This is a genomic window from Streptomyces sp. WAC05292 (genome assembly GCF_003949955.1).
GTDB classification, from domain to species: domain Bacteria; phylum Actinomycetota; class Actinomycetes; order Streptomycetales; family Streptomycetaceae; genus Streptomyces; species Streptomyces globosus.
This window is the reverse complement of sequence record NZ_RPSE01000618.1, coordinates 1-2,343: the sequence shown is the minus strand read 5'-3', so window position 1 is coordinate 2,343 and position 2,343 is coordinate 1. Positions and strand designations below refer to the sequence as shown.

Below are 2,343 nucleotides of genomic sequence, written 5' to 3'. Positions count from 1 at the left end.
GCGCGGGGGGCGGGCCGGGGTTCTCGGAGAGCAGGGCGAAGACGGCCCCCTGGTTGTCCGCGACGACGGCGATCCGCCCGTACGGGGTGTCGAAGGGCTCGGCGGTGACCCGGCCGCCGAGCCGTTTGACGGTCTCGACGGACCGGTCGCAGTCCGGGACGGCGAAATAGGCGAGGAAGTGCGCCGGCATGATCTCCGGGAAGGCGTCGGTGATCAGACTGCGGCCCAGGACGGCCGTCTCGGCGCCGGGCGGGCCGCCGGGCGGCGACCACAGGCGGTACTCGACGCCGGAGCCGTCGTCGTCCTGGTCCTCGGGGACGTAGCCGAAGACGTTGGCGTAGAAGACATCGACGGCGTCGCGGGCGCGGGTGTACAGCTCGGCCCAGCAGTACGTGAAGGGCTCGCCGTGCGCCTCGAAGCCGTCGTGGGTGCCGGGCTGCCACAGGCCGAAGACGGCGCCGCCGGGGTCGGCGGCCAGGGCGGCGGTGCCGTACGGGCCGACGGGCTGGGGGTCCATGACCATCTGGCCGCCGTGGGCGCGGATGCGGGCGGCGCAGGCGTAGGCGTCGGCGGTGGCGAGGTAGACCCCCCAGACGGTGGGCATGCGGCCGTCCGGCTTGGGGGCGAGCGCGGCGACGTTGCGGCCCTGGCTGTAGGCCTGGGTGTAGCCGCCGTACTCGCGGGAGCCGCCGCTGAAGGTCCAGCCGAAGAGCTCGCCGTAGAAGCGCTTGCCCGCCTCGACGTCCGGGAGCGAGGCATCCACCCAGCAGGGGGTGCCTTCCGCGAATGCGGCCATGGCCCGTTTCCTTCCGTTGTGCGGGGGTGTGTACCCTCCGTACGCTCCCACGCTCCCGCGCAGCTGCAGGCGGTGCGGTGTCCTCTCGGGCCATGGTCCGCCCGAAGCGTTGTCCACAGCCTGTTGACAAGACTAATCGGGTGGTAAAGGGAGGAAGCGGTCGGGTCGGCAGGCGGGCCGCAGGGCGGGCGGCGCGGTGGGCGGCGAGGTGGGCGGCGCGGGGCAGGGGGCGGCCGAAATCCGTCGCCCGGGCAGCCCCCGACGGGCTTTCCCGCAGGCCGGGCGGCCGGCAACCCCATTTGCAGGCGGCCGAATCGCGCTCGGACACCCCCTCGGTAAGCTGACGGCATGACAGGACAAGTACGCACCGTCGACGGCCGCGTTGCCGGCCGGCGCGGTCAGGCGACGCGGCAGAAGCTGCTCGACTGCCTCGGCGAGATGCTCAGCTCCTCGCCGTACCGCGATGTCAAGGTGATCGACGTCGCGCGCAAGGCCGGCACCTCCCCCGCGACCTTCTACCAGTACTTCCCGGACGTCGAGGGCGCCGTCCTGGAGATCGCCGACCACATGGCCGCCGAAGGCGCGCAGTTGACCTCGCTCGTCGAGGGCCGCACCTGGGTCGGCAAGGCCGGCTGGCAGGCCGCGGAGGAGCTCGTCGACGGCTTCCTGGACTTCTGGCGGCGCAACGACGCGATCCTGCGGGTCGTCGACCTCGGCGCGGCCGAGGGCGACAAGCGCTTCTACAAGATCCGCATGAAGATCCTGAACTCCGTCACCAACTCCCTCACGGAGTCCGTGAAGGAACTCCAGGCCAAGGGCAGGGTCGACAAGGACGTCAACCCGGCGGCGATGGCCGGCTCCCTGGTCGCCATGCTGGCGGCCGTCGCCTCCCACCAGAAGGGCTTCCAGACCTGGGGCGTCAAGCAGGCCGAGCTCAAGCCGAACCTCGCCCTCCTCGTCCACCTGGGCATCACCGGCAAGAAGCCGACGAAGTAGCGGCGGGCCGCCCAGCCGGCCCGCCGGACCACCCCCGATCAGCGGCGCTCCAGGCGGAACAGCCGGATCTCCCGCTCGATGCGCGCCTGGTACGTCGCGTACGGCGGCCAGAACCGCAGCACGGCCCGCCACGCCTCGGCGCGCTCCGCGCCCCGCAGCAGCCGCGCCCGTACCGCGATGTCCCGGCCCTTCCAACTCACGTACGCATCAGGGTTCTTCAGCAGGTTCGCGGTCCACGCCGGATGCCCGGGGCGGCCGAAGTTCGAGCCGATCAGGATCCAGCCGGCGCCGGACTCCAGCGGCATGCACGCGAGGGGCGTGGCGCGGGGCCGGCCCGTCCGCGCGCCCGTCGAGGTGAGGATCACCCCGGGCAGCATGCGGGCGCTGAGGATCACCCTGCCGCCCGTCAGCCGGTGCACCGCCTTGTCCAGGGCGGGGATGACGTGCGGGGCGACCTTGGCGAACAGCCTCGTCGAGGAGGCCTTCTGCATGAGCGTGGTCCCGAGCGCCATCAGAAGGCCGCCTTCCCGGTGGGGGTGGTGGGGGTGGTG

The 2,343-nt window shown here is 72.5% G+C and carries 3 protein-coding genes; 1 reads left to right on the top strand and 2 read right to left on the bottom strand.

All coding sequences use genetic code 11. From position 1 onward, the window contains the following. The coding region (locus EF903_RS31710) for a VOC family protein (RefSeq protein WP_148142633.1) at window positions 1-796 on the bottom strand (796 nt) is incomplete at its 3' end. 348 nt (window positions 797-1,144) lie between these two features. Between EF903_RS31710 and EF903_RS31705 the strand changes: the two genes are divergently transcribed. Next, window positions 1,145-1,792 carry a TetR family transcriptional regulator gene (locus EF903_RS31705; RefSeq protein WP_114057969.1) on the top strand — a complete coding sequence of 216 codons (648 nt, stop codon included), beginning with the start codon at window positions 1,145-1,147 and terminating at the stop codon, window positions 1,790-1,792. A 38-nt stretch (window positions 1,793-1,830) separates the two neighbouring features. Here EF903_RS31705 and EF903_RS31700 read toward each other — a convergent pair whose 3' ends face one another. Next, window positions 1,831-2,304: a nitroreductase family deazaflavin-dependent oxidoreductase gene (locus EF903_RS31700; RefSeq protein WP_125548417.1), complete on the bottom strand. Its 474-nt coding sequence runs from the start codon at window positions 2,302-2,304 to the stop codon at window positions 1,831-1,833. Window positions 2,305-2,343: the final 39 nt, after the last annotated feature.

Bases quoted from the DNA above. Each gene is read 5' to 3' on its own strand.
- EF903_RS31700 (WP_125548417.1), bottom strand. From the start codon at position 2,304: ATGGCGCTCGGGACCACGCTCATGCAGAAGGCCTCCTCGACGAGGCTG.
- EF903_RS31705 (WP_114057969.1), top strand. From the start codon at position 1,145: ATGACAGGACAAGTACGCACCGTCGACGGCCGCGTTGCCGGCCGGCGC.